This is a genomic window from Peribacillus faecalis (assembly GCF_014712675.1).
GTDB classification, from domain to species: Bacteria; Bacillota; Bacilli; order Bacillales; family DSM-1321; genus Bacillus_AD; species Bacillus_AD faecalis.
This window is the reverse complement of sequence record NZ_JACXSI010000038.1, coordinates 15168-30638: the sequence shown is the minus strand read 5'-3', so window position 1 is coordinate 30638 and position 15471 is coordinate 15168. Positions and strand designations below refer to the sequence as shown.

General features: G+C 40.2%; 18 protein-coding genes. 4 read left to right on the top strand and 14 right to left on the bottom strand.

Translation table 11 applies throughout. From position 1 onward, the window contains the following. Window positions 1–131 precede the first annotated feature (131 nt). The 10 genes from IEO70_RS14725 to IEO70_RS14680 form a co-directional block, all read right to left on the bottom strand. Window positions 132–1436, bottom strand: a complete 1305-nt coding sequence (locus IEO70_RS14725) for a pyrimidine-nucleoside phosphorylase (protein ID WP_190999135.1) — start codon at window positions 1434–1436, stop codon at window positions 132–134. A 30-nt stretch (window positions 1437–1466) separates the two neighbouring features. After that, entirely contained in the window at window positions 1467–2276 is an 810-nt protein-coding gene (locus IEO70_RS14720) for a purine-nucleoside phosphorylase (RefSeq protein ID WP_190999134.1), read from the bottom strand. 16 nt (window positions 2277–2292) lie between these two features. Further along, entirely contained in the window at window positions 2293–3480 is a 1188-nt protein-coding gene (gene deoB, locus IEO70_RS14715; protein ID WP_190999133.1) for a phosphopentomutase, read from the bottom strand. A 206-nt stretch (window positions 3481–3686) separates the two neighbouring features. After that, window positions 3687–4580, bottom strand: a complete 894-nt coding sequence (xerD, locus tag IEO70_RS14710) for a site-specific tyrosine recombinase XerD (protein ID WP_190999132.1) — start codon at window positions 4578–4580, stop codon at window positions 3687–3689. A 5-nt stretch (window positions 4581–4585) separates the two neighbouring features. Further along, window positions 4586–4813, bottom strand: coding sequence for a YqzK family protein (locus tag IEO70_RS14705; RefSeq protein ID WP_190999131.1), 228 nt, complete (start codon window positions 4811–4813; stop codon window positions 4586–4588). A gap of 463 nt (window positions 4814–5276) precedes the next feature. Beyond that, the gene (fur, locus tag IEO70_RS14700) at window positions 5277–5738 is read right to left on the bottom strand and encodes a ferric iron uptake transcriptional regulator (protein WP_190999130.1); all 462 of its coding nucleotides are present in this window, start codon (window positions 5736–5738) and stop codon (window positions 5277–5279) included. Between the two features lie 133 nt (window positions 5739–5871). After that, window positions 5872–6507: a stage II sporulation protein M gene (spoIIM, locus tag IEO70_RS14695; RefSeq protein WP_190999129.1), complete on the bottom strand. Its 636-nt coding sequence runs from the start codon at window positions 6505–6507 to the stop codon at window positions 5872–5874. A gap of 316 nt (window positions 6508–6823) precedes the next feature. Then, entirely contained in the window at window positions 6824–8485 is a 1662-nt protein-coding gene (locus IEO70_RS14690) for a sodium:solute symporter family protein (protein ID WP_190999128.1), read from the bottom strand. Between the two features lie 33 nt (window positions 8486–8518). Continuing rightward, window positions 8519–8821: a DUF4212 domain-containing protein gene (locus tag IEO70_RS14685; RefSeq protein ID WP_190999127.1), complete on the bottom strand. Its 303-nt coding sequence runs from the start codon at window positions 8819–8821 to the stop codon at window positions 8519–8521. 541 nt (window positions 8822–9362) lie between these two features. Next, entirely contained in the window at window positions 9363–9917 is a 555-nt protein-coding gene (locus IEO70_RS14680; protein ID WP_190999126.1) for an NUDIX hydrolase, read from the bottom strand. Between the two features lie 75 nt (window positions 9918–9992). On the opposite strand from IEO70_RS14680, the gene mciZ reads away from it, so the two are divergent. Continuing rightward, window positions 9993–10139, top strand: a complete 147-nt coding sequence (gene mciZ, locus IEO70_RS14675; RefSeq protein WP_190999125.1) for a Z-ring formation inhibitor MciZ — start codon at window positions 9993–9995, stop codon at window positions 10137–10139. A 70-nt stretch (window positions 10140–10209) separates the two neighbouring features. Next, window positions 10210–11130, top strand: a complete 921-nt coding sequence (locus IEO70_RS14670) for an aldo/keto reductase (protein ID WP_190999124.1) — start codon at window positions 10210–10212, stop codon at window positions 11128–11130. 250 nt (window positions 11131–11380) lie between these two features. Here the strand turns inward: IEO70_RS14670 and IEO70_RS14665 are convergent, their stop codons facing one another. Continuing rightward, window positions 11381–11632 carry a YqkE family protein gene (locus IEO70_RS14665; RefSeq protein WP_190999123.1) on the bottom strand — a complete coding sequence of 84 codons (252 nt, stop codon included), beginning with the start codon at window positions 11630–11632 and terminating at the stop codon, window positions 11381–11383. Between the two features lie 119 nt (window positions 11633–11751). On the opposite strand from IEO70_RS14665, the gene IEO70_RS14660 reads away from it, so the two are divergent. Continuing rightward, window positions 11752–12654, top strand: coding sequence for an alpha/beta hydrolase (locus IEO70_RS14660; RefSeq protein WP_190999122.1), 903 nt, complete (start codon window positions 11752–11754; stop codon window positions 12652–12654). A 79-nt stretch (window positions 12655–12733) separates the two neighbouring features. Further along, window positions 12734–12937: a CDGSH iron-sulfur domain-containing protein gene (locus IEO70_RS14655; RefSeq protein WP_190999121.1), complete on the top strand. Its 204-nt coding sequence runs from the start codon at window positions 12734–12736 to the stop codon at window positions 12935–12937. Between the two features lie 39 nt (window positions 12938–12976). On the opposite strand, the gene IEO70_RS14650 is transcribed toward IEO70_RS14655, so the two are convergent. The 3 genes from IEO70_RS14650 to IEO70_RS14640 form a co-directional block, all read right to left on the bottom strand. Beyond that, a complete protein-coding gene (locus tag IEO70_RS14650) occupies window positions 12977–13306 on the bottom strand; it encodes a YolD-like family protein (protein WP_190999120.1) in 330 nt (109 codons plus the stop codon). 14 nt (window positions 13307–13320) lie between these two features. Continuing rightward, a complete protein-coding gene (locus tag IEO70_RS14645; RefSeq protein ID WP_190999119.1) occupies window positions 13321–14577 on the bottom strand; it encodes a Y-family DNA polymerase in 1257 nt (418 codons plus the stop codon). A 336-nt stretch (window positions 14578–14913) separates the two neighbouring features. Continuing rightward, entirely contained in the window at window positions 14914–15471 is a 558-nt protein-coding gene (locus tag IEO70_RS14640; protein WP_190999118.1) for a GNAT family N-acetyltransferase, read from the bottom strand.

The window sequence follows — 15471 nt, the reverse complement described above, 5'->3', positions numbered from 1 at the left end:
TTTGTACTCATTCTAGATTTTTCCCCGTTCTCATTTTTTCTTCATTATACAAAAAAGTACCCTATAGGTAGACTTTTTTATAATTGTCTACTCTATAGGGTACATTTTATACAGAGGTCGTCCTTTAAAGCTTACTTCGTAATATGTGTATAAATTAATGGCGGTGCTTCTACTTTGTCAGAAGAGATTTCAATGCTTCTGTATAAAAGTTCCTTCACATTTTCTATATCCTCTTTATTGCTATGAATGGTCAGAATAGGCTCGCCCTTCTTCACTTGATCGCCTACTTTTTTATGCAGCACAAGACCTACCGCCAGATCAATCACTGAATCCTTTGTCGCTCTTCCTGCTCCAAGCATCATAGCTGCTGTGCCGATTTCATCAGCGATTAATTCTTTCACATAGCCATCTTCTTTAGCTAATAACGGAATTTGATACTGTGCAGTCGGCAATTTTTCCGGATTATCAACAACTGTCGCATCTCCGCCTTGAGCTGCTAAGAACGTTTTGAACACTTCAAGCGCTTTGCCGTTCGCAATCACTTCTTCAAGCATGTTTCGCGCTTCTTCTTGAGTTGCCGCTTTTTTCGCCAATACGACCATAAAGCTTCCAAGTGTTAAACATAGCTCTGTTAAGTCTTCCGGACCTTTTCCTTGAAGCGTATCAATTGCTTCCTTCACTTCCAATGCGTTTCCGATTGCCAATCCGAGCGGCTGACTCATATCAGAAATAATCGCCATTGTATTGCGGCCGACATTGTTCCCGATGTTTACCATCGCTTGAGCAAGCTCAATAGATTGTTCTGTCGTTTTCATAAAAGCGCCAGCGCCTGTTTTGACATCAAGTACAATCGCATCTGCCCCCGCTGCGATCTTTTTACTCATAATGGAACTCGCAATAAGAGGAATGCTGTTTACAGTTGCTGTTACGTCTCGAAGCGCATACAGCTTTTTGTCAGCCGGCGTTAAATTGCCGCTTTGTCCGATTACCGCGAGCTTGTCGTCATTTACAAGTTCGATAAACTTTTCTTTCGGAATTTCTACTGTAAAGCCCGATACCGACTCAAGCTTATCGATTGTGCCGCCTGTATGGCCGAGCCCGCGTCCTGACATTTTCGCAACCGGCACGCCTACTGCCGCAACTAATGGTCCTAAAACCAGTGTAGTCGTATCGCCTACGCCGCCTGTGCTATGTTTATCGACTTTAATACCTTCGATTTCATGAAGATCAATAACATCTCCCGAGTGAACCATTGCCATCGTCAAATCCGCTCGTTCTCTTTCCGTCATACCATTAAAATAAATCGCCATCAGCATAGCGCTCATTTGATAATCAGGAATTGTTCCGTTCGTATAATTGTCGATGATAAATTGAATTTCCGACGTTGTTAACTCAAGATTTTCTCTCTTCTTCTCGATTAAGTCTACCATTCTCATTACAAATCCCCACCCGTCAGCAACAAATTTTTATAGATTTTTGACTAATTCTTTTACGTAAAGAAGGAACGTGCTTTTTACTTTTTCTGTCGTTTCGATTACTTCTTCGTGGTTTAGCGGCTGATTTAAAATGCCTGCTGCCATATTTGTAATACAAGAAATGCCTAATACGCGCATCGAAGAGTGATTTGCCACGATAACTTCCGGCACTGTGGACATACCGACTGCATCTCCGCCTAATGTGCGGATCATGCGAATTTCAGCCGGTGTTTCATAAGTAGGACCTGTAAGACCTAAGTAAACACCTTCTTGAATTTCAATGTTTAAATCAGCAGCAACTTTTCTTGCCAGTTGTTGGAACTCCTTATCATATGCAGATGACATATCCGGGAAACGAGGACCGAAGCGTTCATCATTTGCACCGATCAGCGGATTGCTCATGAAGTTGATATGGTCTGTGATCAACATTAAGTCCCCAGGTGTGAAACCTTTATTCACGCCTCCAGCAGCATTTGTCACAATTAATTTTTCTACACCCAATAGCTTCATGACACGAACAGGGAATGTTACTTTATCCATTGAGTATCCTTCATAATGGTGGAAACGGCCTTGCATCGCAATAACTGTTTTCCCTGACAATTGACCGATTACTAATTGGCCGGCATGCCCGTGAACAGTCGATACCGGGAAGTTCGGAATTTCGCTGTAAGGAATAGCAACAGCATTCTCGATTTCGTCAGCTAAAATCCCTAATCCTGAACCTAAAATTAAACCGATTTCCGGAGTTGCGGTAATTTTTGATTGAATATATTGTGCTGATTGTTTTGCGCTTTCGTACATAGTTTATAATCCCCTTTTATTTTAATAATGATAAAAAGCTTTCGCCGTGCTTTGGCATTGTTATTTTAAAATTTTCCGCTACCGTTGCACCGATATCAGCGAATGTATGTCTTAACGGCATTTCTGCAGGCTGTTTTAGTTTTTTGCTGTAAACTAATAGCGGTACATATTCACGTGTATGGTCTGTTCCGTGATGGACCGGGTCATTACCGTGGTCGGCTGTAATGATCAATAGATCATCTTCTTTCAGCTCCGCCAATACTTCCGTTAGTCGTGCATCATACTCTTCTAATGCTTTTCCGTACCCGATTGGATCCCTTCTATGTCCGAACATTGCATCGAAATCAACAAGGTTCAAGAAGCTAAGCCCTGTAAAATCTGTATGGATTGTCTCCATCAATTTATCCATTCCATCCATGTTTGAAACGGTACGCAATGATTTCGTTACGCCCTCTCCATCATAAATGTCGCTGATTTTACCGATTGCCAATACATCATATCCAGCATCTTGCAGTTCGTTCATTACTGTACGATCATAAGGTTTCAGCGCATAGTCGTGACGGTTAGCTGTTCTGACAAAGTTCCCCGGAGTTCCCAAGAACGGACGCGCGATAACACGACCAAGCATGTATTCTTCACGTAATGTCATTTCACGGGCAATTTTACAAATTTTATATAGTTCTTCAAGCGGCACAACTTCTTCATGAGCGGCAATTTGAATTACAGAGTCTGCAGAAGTATAGACAATTAAAGCTCCCGTTTTCATATGCTCTTCGCCAAGCTCATCCAAAATGCCTGTTCCGCTTGCCGGCTTATTGCCGATTACTTTACGTCCTGTTTTCTCTTCCAGTTCCTGAATTAATTCATCGGGAAAACCATCAGGGAATACACGGAATGGTGTTTCTATGTTAAGGCCCATGATTTCCCAGTGGCCTGTCATTGTATCTTTACCATTTGAAGCTTCCTGCATTTTTGTATAGTAAGCCATCGGTTTTTCCGCCGGGCTTACTCCCGGAATTGCTTCAATATTGCTTAGGCCCAATTTCCCCATGTTCGGCATATGTAAACCTTTCATTTCTTCAGCAATATGAAGAAGCGTGTGAGCGCCTTCATCTCCGAACTCTTTTGCATCCGGAGCTTCACCAATGCCCACAGAATCCATAACAATTAAGAACACACGCTTAAATGTATTGTCTTTCTTCATTATATAAATCCTCCTGAAACATACACACTTCTCATTGACTTTAGAAGCGGCCATTTTATTTGAATGATAGTTTGCCCTTTGAAAAAGCATTTACTCTTTTATCATTTTAACAACTTCTATTATAGTCTGATGTCTGACTTCTTGAAAGTAGAAAATGACACTAAATTGATATTTTAGTTTCATCATTTTCTCTTCTTTGTAATCTATTAAGCTCGCGGATGGAACTTTGAGTATACTTCTTTCAAACGTGTATTTGTGATATGAGTATAAATTTGCGTCGTCGAAATATCGGCGTGTCCGAGCATTTCTTGAACTGACCGCAAATCCGCGCCATTCATCAATAAATGTGTTGCGAAAGAATGTCTTAACGTATGCGGCGTCAGCTCTTTCTGAATATTGGCTTCAGCAGCCAGCTTCTTGATGATTTTCCAATAGCCTTGTCTAGACAAGCGATTGCCATGGTGATTTAAGAATAGTGCCTCTGTTTTATTTTTTTTGCTGACCAGCTCCGGTCGTGCTTTTTGCAAATATTCATCCACTGCTCCTAGTGCTGTTTGACCAATCGGAATAATCCGTTCTTTATTGCCTTTACCAACACAACGAACAAAGCCCATTGTGCTATGGACGTCACTTATATCCAAATTAATCAGCTCGCTGACACGCATTCCTGTCGCATACATAATCTCAATCATTGCACGGTCGCGTAGTCCGAAAGCATCACTCGTTTTGGCAGAATCCATAAATGCTTCTACTTCCTCCATTGACAACACTTTCGGCAAAGAGCGCTCCGGCTGCGGCGACTCTAGATGGACAGACGGATCCTGATCCGTTTGCTTATCGCGCAATAAAAACTGGTGAAAGGAACGAATTGATGCGATATGTCTGGCAATCGTTTTCGATGACTTTCCTTGATCCTTCAGCACTGCTAAAAAACCGACAATCACCTGTCGTCTCACATCATTCCATGAGGAGATTTGCTCGACACTTTTGACATACTTCATATATGACTTCAAATCCCGCTCATAGGATACGAGCGTATTTTGGGCCAATCCTTTTTCTACTGTTAAATAATGAATGAAATCTCTTAAACCATCTTCCATCAGCTTTACTCCCCATTCAAATAAAAAAGCTTTAACCGATTAAACCATGACGAACCCTCATCTTTATCAATACTTGATACTTTTATCGCTTGTCCATCCGGTTCATCGTATCGATTATAATTTTGATACTCTTCATTCAACCATACCATTCCTATATAAAAGATGATGGTAAAGCTCACAAATAATAAAAATACCTTCATTGTATACCATATATTCTTTATAAATGATTTCATTGTTTTCCCTCCAACTGGGCATCCTACTTCAATCTATGCCACTAAGACGGAAAACTATACATGAAATTCAGAAAAACCGTTACCGGTCCTTTTTCATTTTTGATTTCACTCTTAGCTATCACTTCAATGAAAAAGGAGACATGCGGCAGGACTAAGACAAACCACACGAGAAACCCGGTTTTGGTTTCTTGGGTGGGATGGCTACTAATGAACATCGGCTAAAAGCGTCACGTCCTGTGACAACGCCGATGTGACCTACATCCTGTAGGCCTCGAGCATGGCAGGTGTAAGGTTAGACAGCCAACTAAGTTTAAAAATATACACTTCTTAATCTTGCGCGAAAAACCGTCACCGGTCCTTTTTCATCATGAATTGATCTTTACTTTCTTAATCTATAATAAAAAAAAGATGCTATGAAACCAGTAATAATATAGTATCATCACAAGGTTTTATATGCATCTCATCAACTAATTTCTTCTGTATCCTGTTTGCTTTGACAACGATGACAAATACCATGAAATGTCAAACGATGATCTTTAATTTTAAATTGCCATCTTTTTTCTACGATTACTTCAACGTCACCTAATAAATCTTCTTGAATCTCATCTACAGCACCACATTCCATACATACCAGATGATGATGGAAGTGAGCCGCACCTTCTTGGCGAAGATCGTAACGCGAAACACCGTCGCCAAAATTGATTTTATCTACAATTTTCAGTTCTGTTAATAGTTCTAACGTTCTATATACAGTCGCCAAACCAATCTCCGGCGATTTTTCTTTTACAAGGAGATAAACATCTTCTGCACTCAAATGATCTTCCTCATGTTCTAATAATACACGAACCGTTGCTTCCCTTTGAGGAGTTAGCTTGTAACTGGATGAGTGCAACTGTTTCTTGATTCTTTCAATTCTTTCTTCCATCTTTTCTCCTCCTTGCCACTGTCATATTTATTATAACAAATCAAGGAGCGCTGTCAAAATAGAATTATTATTTTTAAGGAGGAATAAACATTCTCTTTTAAGAATGATTATCTCTTTATATAATTATTGATTATCAACTCACAATTGACTTCATTAATGATGGTGAAAAGTAGGCTTCTATAACACCTGCTCCGATAATGAAAATGACGCAAACAACAAATGATAACATATATTTCAGCAAAATTGGCTTAATCGGCTGACGCACTTGCTTAAGAAATACACGGCCGATTATTTTCATACTTAATGCTAAAGACAATGTTGTGATAAAAATCATAATCGGAACTAAAATAATATTTTGCGGCAAGACAGCAACAAGCGCTATTTGGAAACCTTCCCAGCTCATCGCATTCACTAAAAATCCAACTGTAAACCCGACTACCATCCCTTTCAGGAACAATAAAACTAAAGTAATAGGAATGCCGATAATAGAAATTCCCAGAATCCATATAAGACCAATATATTGAATATTGTGCTTTACACTTTCAGCAAATATATGCGACGAAGTAGTTACTGTACCTGTTTTTACTTCTCCAAAAAATCGCGTTAAATAATAGAGCAAATCTTCTTTTTGCATGAAGCTCAAGCTATTGACAATAATGCTTCCACAAATGACCCCCATCAAAAACAGTACAATGATGAAAATATATAGTGAGGAATAATCGCGAATATGGCTTTGTGCTGCATTTTGAAAGAACATTTTTTTCTTCATTTAATCTTTCCTCCTATTACGAATTACTAGATTATATGTAAAGTTCACCAGTATATGACTGTTTCTATTAAAAATCAGAAAATCGTAGGAGACCGGAAGGGAACATCGGCTAAAGGCGCCACGTCTGCATGTCTTCGCCGTTATGACCTACATCCTATAGGACTCCGAGCCTGGCAGGTGTACGGTTAGATAGCTATCTACGTTTAAAAATCTATGCTTTCTATCTTTTCAGAAAAACCGTCACCGGTCCTTTTAATAGGGCATCTACTCAGCATTAAAAGAGCTCCCGCATTTTGCGGGAGCCCCTTAATACTAATTATTGTTTTCCGTCATTCATCCAAACTTCTCCATCTTTATAAATCATTTGCTCCGGATAACGCAAGTTCACAACTTCATTTTGAATTTTTTGCGAAGGTGCTTTCGTTAGCAATGATACGATGATGTTGGCAGCAAAGGCAGCGATGGCACCAAATACACCGGCTCCGGTATCGATAATGCCGAGTATCGTAAAGCCTCCATACTTAGCTGCAAATATATATGATAATGTTACCGTCAAACCGACTAAAAGGCCAGCGATAACACCTTGCGCATTAGAACGCTTCCACCATACCCCTAATACGAGAGCTGGGAAGAAGGTTCCTGTTGCTAACGCAAATGCCCAAGCTACAATTTGCGTAATCGCCCCCGGAGGATCTAAAGCGATCAATCCAGCTAACACTGTAGCAACGACAATCGACCAGCGAGCAACAGCAAGACGCGTTTTCTCTGTTGCATTTGGTCTTAAAACGCGATAATAAATATCATGTGCAAATGAGGATGAAATCGAAATCATCAATCCACCTGCCGTTGATAGTGCCGCCGCCATCGCTCCGGCTGCAACAAGACCGATAACAAACAATCCTAAATTAGCAATCTCTGGCGTCGCCATTACGACAATGTCATTGGCGATAATCAATTCATTCCATTGTAATATACCGTCACCATTCGTATCAGCTACTTGTAGTTTACCGGTATCAACCCACGACTTCGTCCATGCCGGCAGCTCAGCAATCTTGCTTCCCGCAACCTTTGTCATCAAAATAAAACGAGAGAATGCTGCGTATGCCGGTGCTGAAAAGTATAATAATCCGATAAATAATAACGCCCAAGCACCTGACCAACGCGCTGCTTTCATTGTCGACACTGTATAAAAACGAACGATGACGTGCGGCAAACCAGCAGTTCCTGCCATTAACGTAAACATCAGCGCCAAGAACTGCCACTTCGTTCCGTTTGTAAACGGAGCAAAGTACTCCGATATTCCAAGTTCACGATCGAGCTCTCCCATTTTTCCGACTAGCTCTCCATATGACAGCCATGGAAGTGGGTTACTCGTTAATTGAAGTGACATGAAAATAACAGGCACTAGGTATGCAATGATTAACACTAAATATTGTGCAACTTGTGTCCATGTAATCCCTTTCATTCCACCGAATGCTGCATAGAAAGCAATCAACACAACCCCGATAATTGTTCCAAGTTTCGCATCGATTTCAAAAAGTCGGCCGATTACAACACCCGATCCTGATAATTGGCCAATTGAGTACGTAAAACTAATAATGATGGTACAGATAGCAGCCAATATCCTTGCTACATGGCTGTCATAACGATCGCCGATAAATTCCGGCACTGTATAACGTCCGGACTTTCTCAGTTGTGGCGCAAGCAGGAAGGTCAAAAGCAAATATCCGCCCGTCCAGCCCATAATATATGCCAACCCATCATACCCTAAAAGCATGATTGTTCCAGCCATACCTATGAAGGAAGCAGCACTCATCCAGTCTGCTCCGATCGCCATACCATTAAAGATTGGTGGAACCCCTCGTCCTGCAACATAGAAATCCGATGTTTCCTTCGCTTTATTAAAAAGTGCAATTCCGATATATAAGGCAAATGTCGCTAAAATAATTATCAATGAGACGACAAATTGAGTATCCAATGGCATTCCTCCTTATCCATTATTTATTGGTTGTTAATGGTCCACCGCTTTTCCTGCACTTAATTGTTCATTTTTCTCTTCATCTATGCCATATTTGCGATCAATCTGATCGCCGACTTTCGCATTTACAAACAATAAAATAATGAATACTGCCAATGCGCCCTGTGCTCCCATGAAATAGTGAAATGGAAACCCGTTAATGCTGAACTCACTTAAAGGTTCGGCAAATAGCACAACTCCATAGGAAACAACTGCCCAAATCACAAAGTAAATGACCATATACGTATTTTTTTCGCGAAAATAGCTATCTGCTACCTTCTTATCAATTTTCTTCACAATCTCACCCCTGATTTCAGATTGTAAACAATTTGGCTTCTAGCCTTAAACCGCTTCTTCTTACCACTCCTTTCTATATGTTAAATACTTAAAAACAATACTTTTATTTTCACTTTTGCTGCTTTTGGCAACATAAAAAGGGAAAAACAATAGTTCAATTATCTCAATGCGAAAATGAATTTAAGTGTATCAAGCAGAGGAGCTGGAACTAATATAACTTGGACAATGAAGTAGACAACCATTGATATAACGGGGACTAATAATAAGGATAATCGCTTTTTTTTCAGAGCAAAAAAGAGGCAGGCGCCAGTGAGAGCTATAAAGATGGAAAACATTGTCATATAGTCATCCCTTTCATTTCATATTGGACAAAATGCTAATTCATCCGTTGAAAGCGTTAACATTTTAGATTAATGGATATTTTTACCAATTTAATTATGTAAAAAAAAATGTAGCAGGTCAAGTTTTTTTTGTGATGTTTGGACACTTATTTTCCGAGAAATCAAAAAAGAGCCCGAATTCGGACCCTAGAGTGAAAAACTTATATTTTATTCAGAGCTTCCTTAAGCTGCAAATATTGCACTGCATACGCAGTTTTCACATCATAAATTCGCTTCTCTCTTATGTACTGCAATGCTTCTTCTAACGTAATTTCCATAACCTCTACAAATTCGTCTTCATCGCAAGGTGCCGCATTTTCTTTTTTCTTTAATTCTTCTGCGATATATAGATGCACTATTTCATCAGCAAATCCAGGAGATGTATAGAATGAAATTAAATATTCCATTTTCCCGCTGACATAGCCTGTTTCTTCCTCTAACTCTCTGACTGCCGTTACAGCAGGTTCTTCTCCCGGCTCCAATTTGCCCGCAGGAATTTCAATAAGGGATTGCTCCATAGCTTTTCGATATTGCTCTACCATAACTATTTTATTCTCATCAGTTACTGCTATCACAGCGACTGCCCCCGGATGCTTGATCAGCTCCCTCTTACTCTGTTTCCCATTAGGAAGCTCCACATCGTCCACTCGCAAAGAAAGCACTTTACCAGAAAAAATATGCTCGGTTTTAATCGTCTTTTCCTCAAATTTCTTCATTTATGTACAACTCCCTATTCTAATTATTACCTAAAGCCTCATACACTTTATCATACCAAATTTGGAGGTTATAAAATGAAAATTTATGTGGGGAAAAATAAGCTTTTATTTGTAGGGAAGAGTTGGGAAGTAAGACAGAAGCTAAAAGAATACAATGCCCGCTATAAATATGTTCAGCAATGGATTAATGATTGCGAAAAACCGTTTCATTCACAGAAATGATAACCCTCTAAGTATTGTTTTCCCAAACTTTCCTTTAAAATAGAAAGAAAAACCGTTAGAGGTGATGACTATGAATAAAAGAAGGTTGGGAAAATCAGATTTATTTGTTTCAGAAATGGGCCTTGGCTGCATGTCGCTTGGTCATGATGAAAATAAAGCGAAAGAAATTATTCATGCCGCGCTAGATCATGGCGTTAATTATTTGGATACAGCTGACTTATACGATTTCGGGATAAATGAAGAATTTGTCGGCAAAGCGGTCAAGTCCGTCCGCAAAGATGTGATTATCGCGACAAAAGTGGGAAACAAGTGGCATGAGGATCATTCGGGCTGGAGCTGGGATGCTTCTAAACAATATATTAAACAAGCCGTCAAAGACAGCCTGAGCCGCTTACAAACTGATTATATCGATTTGTATCAGCTTCATGGCGGAACGATGGAAGACAATCATGATGAAGTGATAGACACTTTTAAAGAATTGATAAAAGAAGGCGTGATTCGTTATTATGGTATCTCCTCTATCCGTCCGAATGTAATTTCCAGTTTCGCTTCGAAAACTGATTTGACATCCGTAATGATGCAATACAGCTTACTCGATCGCCGTCCTGAAGAGTGGATGCCGCTTTTAAAAGAGCATGAAATCAGCATCATTGCCAGAGGCCCAATCGCTAAAGGCATTTTGAGTGACCGTGCTCTTACACAAAAAGCACAATCCGTTTTACAAAAAGGCTATCTTACATATACGTACGAACAGCTGACCGAACTGCTATCTTCTTTAAAAGAAGCTTTTGCTTCGCGTCCAATCGAGGAATTGGCTTTCCAATATGTTTTATCCCACGAAGAAGTGGGAGCTGTTATTCCTGGCGCCAGCTCATGCGAACAAGTTTTGAAAAATATTAAAGCTGTGCAAAGTCAAAAGCTTTCTGCAGAAGAATTGCAATTGTTGCGTTCACTGACAACTGCAAATAAATACGAGCAACACCGAATTTAGCAACAAAAGCGGAAGCGCCCGTTTAACACCGTATGAACTGGAGGCCGCCGACTGAGATAAAGGAAACTCGAAGAACGACAGTGATTCGATGTTGACTTATCGATGGGAGGCTGCGGAAGTTCACTAGGTGCTGGGCGCTGAAGCTAGACGTCGATTCACACTTCTCTTAGATATTAATGTAGGTTTTTATATTCCTTAAAACATAACAAAAGCGGAACTTAGTTTATGCACTAACGTTCCGCTTCCTTCTTTATTTAAAGTTACGCCAATCTTTCGTGTCTTCGCTTAACAGCTCAGCAAACGATTTATTTTTTTCGGCTTTTCTGCGCGCTTCCGCTCTTTGTTTTTCTTCTAATTCCTTTTGCTTTTGCTGCTGTTGCTCTAATTCTTTTTGTTTATTTTTCAGCTGATTGACTAAATCCGGATTGAGCATATGAGAAAGCGTTAAAGATTCCTCTTGTTTTACGGACTTTTGTTTTTGTTGTGGTTTTCTCTTTTTCATACTTACTCCTCCTTGCAGTATTCATATTATAGCATGATGCCATTCATTCGTTTACTGATTCTGTTATGATACAATTATAATAAGAATTTATATTTTAATAATCGTTGGAGGTGTCCGCTATGAAAAAAGGGCTCCGCGCATTGTTGATTTTTATTATTACTGTTTTCAGCATTGGAACATACTTCACGAACACACTTATGTTCATGAAAAGAAAAAAAGATTCTTTTATTAAAGAACGGGAAATTAAAGCAAAGCGCTTAGTCATAGAAGACTTTGAGGCTTTGCCCAAAACATCTGTCTCTGTAAAATCCCCGTACGGCTATTCGCTCGATTGTTTATTTGTTCAGCCGAATAATACGAAGCAATGGATGATTTTTTGCCATGGCATTACTGAAAATAAAATGAATTCCATTAAATATATGAATATCTTTCTTAAAAGGGGCTTTAATGCTGTTATTTACGACCATCGACGACATGGTCAATCAGGAGGGAAAACGAGCAGCTACGGTTATTATGAAAAATATGATTTAGAAGCTGTCATTAATGAATTGAAAATACGGGAAGGAGAAGACGTCTCATTCGGTATTCACGGTGAATCGATGGGCGCTGCTACTGCCCTTTTGTATGCCGGTTCGATTCGCGATGATGCAGCCTTTTATATTGTTGATTGTCCTTTTTCTACATTTCGCAATCAATTAAGCTATCGCATCAAAAAAGATATGCACATACCGGCATGGATGATTATCTCAATTGGCGGTCTCTTCCTTAAAGTGCGCGAAGGCTACCGCATTAAGGATGTGTCCCCGCTTTCCGTAATCAAAAATATCCGTAAGCCGATTCTTTTCATTCACAGTGAACATGACCCCTTCATTCCGGCAACGATGACAAAACAATTATTTGAAGCTTCAATCGCTCCCAAGCAGCTGTTCATTGCAAAAAACGGCGCGCACGCCCAATCGTATAACGAAAATCCGCAAGAATACGAGCAAGCAATTGATGATTTTTTAAAGACATATAATTGATTTGATAAGCATAATAAATTGAAAATTAAGTCTTTTAAATATACGATGTTAGTAAGGACAGTTGAAAGGAGATTGCTTTATGTCTAAAGTACAAATTAAAGTAAACGACAATGGTTCACTCCGTATTACAGGTGAAGTAGAACTGATTGATGCAGAAGGAAATGTTTTTCAAACAAAACCGTCTTTTTCATTATGCCGCTGCGGCCTATCTGAGAATAAGCCATTTTGCGACGGCAAGCATAAAGGACAATTCCAATCTGTCGTTCGCGCTCCGAAAGAATAATCATCAGTAGAGCAGGTCGTTTTGGCGATCCTGCTCTATTTACGCAAATCTTACATCCATTACATCCTCAAGCTTTATATAATGGACCTCCTCGAACCGGTCGATGATATTCAGCTGACGCTTCCATTCATCAAAATAATGAATATGCCCAACCATTACATGATAGCGTTTCTGATCATAATAAGATATCGCAACAAGCAACTGATGTTCCATCGCTTCTGCTATCGTATGATTAATTTCTTCCACTTGCTGTTCATCCAAAAAAATCCTCTCTTCATTAGCATCCTCCTCTGCCCATTCTCTCAGCATTTGCACATGCTCAGGCAACATCATTGATACCCATTTTATTTTTCCGCGGTCCTTGATCATCTCTTTCTCCTCCTTTATGCTTTATGTCCGCCGACCAGTTTACTTCTGTAAACCGCTGTTCCAGCTTCCGTATAGGAAACAGCTCGAAGCAGAGACTTAGAGCCAAAACGTCCGCGAATACGGTCGACCGTATATCCGAGTTCTCTTTTCTTCCAGCGGTCCGGTTCAAATAATGTGAGCTGCATACAATCATCCTCTTCAATATTTGAAAGTGCCACTGTAATTTGCCGCACAGTTTTACCCTCGTAATTCTCCTGAAAAAGCTGCAAGCATAGTTCATAAATATCCATCGTAATGTTGGTCGGCGATTCAATTGAACGGGAACGCAAAAAACCTCCTCCCCATTCATCCTTGCTGTAGCCGATGCCAAGACTGACTGTTCTTCCGGCCTTACGGTGCGCCCTGGCTCTTCGTGCGACTTCCTCGCATATTTCCAGCATTACTTGTTTAATTTCATGCTCTTCCTTATAATCACGAAGCAAAATTTGTCCTTTACTAAAACTGATTTGACCTTCCATCATCGGTGCGCCGATTTCGGATAAATCCACACCCCAGGCATGATAATACAACTGATTTCCCATCACACCAAACTTTTTTTCAAGCAGCTTCAAGCTATGATTAGCTAAATGACCAACCGTAAAAATCCCCATGCTGTTCAATGTTTTCTCGACTCGTCTGCCGATTCCCCACATTTTGCTCAATGGCGAAATCGGCCATAGCTTCGTTTTCACATCTTCATATGTCCATGTCGCAATACCTTTCTTCTTCGCCTCCAAATCAAGACACAGCTTAGCGAGCAGCATATTCGGTCCAATACCGATGGCGCAAGGAAGCTGAAATTCCCTTTCAATATCACTGCGGATTTTCTCTGCTATTTTCTCGGCACTTCCCCATAAAGAAAGCACGCCATCAACGCGCAAAAAACTTTCATCGACGCTGTATGTGTGAATATCCTCTTTCGGGACATAGCGATGAAACACGCGGGTAATCTCTGTTGAAATACGTAAATATGTCGCCATCTTCGGCTCCTCTAAAATAATTCGTTCATCCTTTGGAATTTCAAACATACGCGTGCCTGTTTTAACGCCAAATTCCGATTTCATTAAAGGCGATGCTGCCAAAACGATGCTGCCTTGGCGATCCTTATCGCCTACAACAGCCAAATAACAGTTAAGCGGATCAAGCCCTTGCATCACTGCTGAACAGCTTGCATAAAAGCTTTTCATATCGACACACAATATATGTTGATGAGGCAAATTGCTATAATCCATAAAACTCCCTCCAAAAGAACATCCGTTCGTATTTATTGTTCCTCAATCATAACCGAATATACGTTCTCATTCAATAGGGTTTTATTAGAAAAACCGTTACCGGTCCTTTTTCATTTTTGAATCCGCCTCCTAGACTCACTTCAATGAAAAAGGAGACATGCGGGAGGACTAAGATGAATCACACAAGAAACCCGGTTTTGGTTTCTTGGGGGAGGCAGCTTAGGACCGAGCATGGCAGGTGTAAGGTTAGACAGCCAGAAAAACCGACACCGGTCCTTTTTCACTTTCCTCCAAACAAAAAAGCCAGCCCAGGAAATTCCCTGAGCCGGCCAACTATTAAATCCGCTTCACTAAATATGCATATACATGATTGTTAATCATGATTTCTTTTTCATACTCGAACCCGAGTCTCTCATACAAACGACGAGCGTTAAAGTTATTTTCCTCCACGTTCAATGAAACAGTTGAATATCCTAATTGACATGCCCAATCAACAGCAGCATTCAAAAGCTCCGTTCCAAAGCCTCGCCCGCTAAATTGAGGATTCACGCTGACCGTATCAATATAAAAATCATCTTCATCCGCTTCTTGATCAATTACCGGCTCACAGCCTGAATTTTTGCCTTTCAAGTGCTCCACAATCGGCTCGTCCAATTGCTGTGCGTCCTTGCCGTGATAAGCAATTACAATGCCGACTGCCTGATTATCCACACTTTTAACCAAGCAATTATGATAGCTCAATCGATTCATCTCTTGGCAATAAAATGCCTCGAGTTGTTGCAAGACTTTTGGATCTTCCGTTTCACCGGTCAGTGCATTAGCAATATCATGAATGGCATCATAAATAAGAACTGCTGCCTGCGCACGATCATCTCTAGTTGCCTTTCTAATCAT

Excerpts from the sequence above, each read along its gene's own strand:
- spoIIM (WP_190999129.1), bottom strand. The coding sequence starts at position 6,507 with ATGAAGAAAAAAATGTTCTTTCAAAATGCAGCACAAAGCCATATTCGC.
- deoB (WP_190999133.1), bottom strand. The coding sequence starts at position 3,480 with ATGAAGAAAGACAATACATTTAAGCGTGTGTTCTTAATTGTTATGGAT.
- IEO70_RS14705 (WP_190999131.1), bottom strand. The coding sequence starts at position 4,813 with ATGAAATCATTTATAAAGAATATATGGTATACAATGAAGGTATTTTTA.
- IEO70_RS14650 (WP_190999120.1), bottom strand. The coding sequence starts at position 13,306 with ATGATCAAGGACCGCGGAAAAATAAAATGGGTATCAATGATGTTGCCT.
- IEO70_RS14645 (WP_190999119.1), bottom strand. The coding sequence starts at position 14,577 with ATGGATTATAGCAATTTGCCTCATCAACATATATTGTGTGTCGATATG.
- IEO70_RS14720 (WP_190999134.1), bottom strand. The coding sequence starts at position 2,276 with ATGTACGAAAGCGCAAAACAATCAGCACAATATATTCAATCAAAAATT.
- fur (WP_190999130.1), bottom strand. The coding sequence starts at position 5,738 with ATGGAAGAAAGAATTGAAAGAATCAAGAAACAGTTGCACTCATCCAGT.
- IEO70_RS14680 (WP_190999126.1), bottom strand. The coding sequence starts at position 9,917 with ATGAAGAAATTTGAGGAAAAGACGATTAAAACCGAGCATATTTTTTCT.
- IEO70_RS14640 (WP_190999118.1), bottom strand. The coding sequence starts at position 15,471 with ATGATTAGAAAGGCAACTAGAGATGATCGTGCGCAGGCAGCAGTTCTT.
- IEO70_RS14655 (WP_190999121.1), top strand. The coding sequence starts at position 12,734 with ATGTCTAAAGTACAAATTAAAGTAAACGACAATGGTTCACTCCGTATT.
- IEO70_RS14725 (WP_190999135.1), bottom strand. The coding sequence starts at position 1,436 with ATGAGAATGGTAGACTTAATCGAGAAGAAGAGAGAAAATCTTGAGTTA.
- IEO70_RS14660 (WP_190999122.1), top strand. The coding sequence starts at position 11,752 with ATGAAAAAAGGGCTCCGCGCATTGTTGATTTTTATTATTACTGTTTTC.
- IEO70_RS14665 (WP_190999123.1), bottom strand. The coding sequence starts at position 11,632 with ATGAAAAAGAGAAAACCACAACAAAAACAAAAGTCCGTAAAACAAGAG.
- mciZ (WP_190999125.1), top strand. The coding sequence starts at position 9,993 with ATGAAAATTTATGTGGGGAAAAATAAGCTTTTATTTGTAGGGAAGAGT.
- xerD (WP_190999132.1), bottom strand. The coding sequence starts at position 4,580 with ATGGAAGATGGTTTAAGAGATTTCATTCATTATTTAACAGTAGAAAAA.
- IEO70_RS14670 (WP_190999124.1), top strand. The coding sequence starts at position 10,210 with ATGAATAAAAGAAGGTTGGGAAAATCAGATTTATTTGTTTCAGAAATG.